Origin of the sequence: Streptomyces sp. SID5464, from assembly GCF_009862985.1 — a bacterium.
In the GTDB taxonomy this organism is placed as follows: Bacteria; Actinomycetota; Actinomycetes; order Streptomycetales; family Streptomycetaceae; genus Streptomyces; species Streptomyces chartreusis_D.
Genome location: NZ_WWIQ01000009.1, coordinates 170443 through 171006 on the forward strand (window position 1 = coordinate 170443; position 564 = coordinate 171006).

The following is a 564-nucleotide window of genomic DNA, read 5'->3' on the forward strand; positions in this document are numbered from 1 at the left end:
ATGTGGAGTCGCACAGACAACCAGGAGGTTGGCTTAGAAGCAGCCACCCTTGAAAGAGTGCGTAATAGCTCACTGGTCTAGTGATTCCGCGCCGACAATGTAGCGGGGCTCAAGCGTACCGCCGAAGTCGTGTCATTCACACAATAGCCCCAACGGGTGTGTGGATGGGTAGGGGAGCGTCGTCTGCCGGGTGAAGCAGCCGTGTAAGCGAGTTGTGGACGGTTGACGAGTGAGAATGCAGGCATGAGTAGCGATTCACACGTGAGAAACGTGTGCGCCGATTGACTAAGGGTTCCTGGGTCAAGCTGATCTGCCCAGGGTAAGTCGGGACCTAAGGCGAGGCCGACAGGCGTAGTCGATGGATAACCGGTTGATATTCCGGTACCCGCTGTGAAGCGTCAAACATCGAGCATCGTGATGCTAAGGCCGTGAAGCCGCCCCTGATCTCTTCGGAGTGAGGGGGAGTGGTGGAGCCGCTGAACCAAGCGGTTAGTAGGTGAGTGATGGGGTGACGCAGGAAGGTAGTCCAGCCCGGGCGGTGGTTGTCCCGGGGTAAGGGTGTAG

1 rRNA gene (only partly in view) is annotated in these 564 nt (G+C 58.0%); it reads left to right on the plus strand.

From position 1 onward, the window contains the following. Positions 1-564: ribosomal RNA gene (locus GTY47_RS09180) — 23S ribosomal RNA — on the plus strand (it extends past both window edges: 1301 nt to the left, 1570 nt to the right).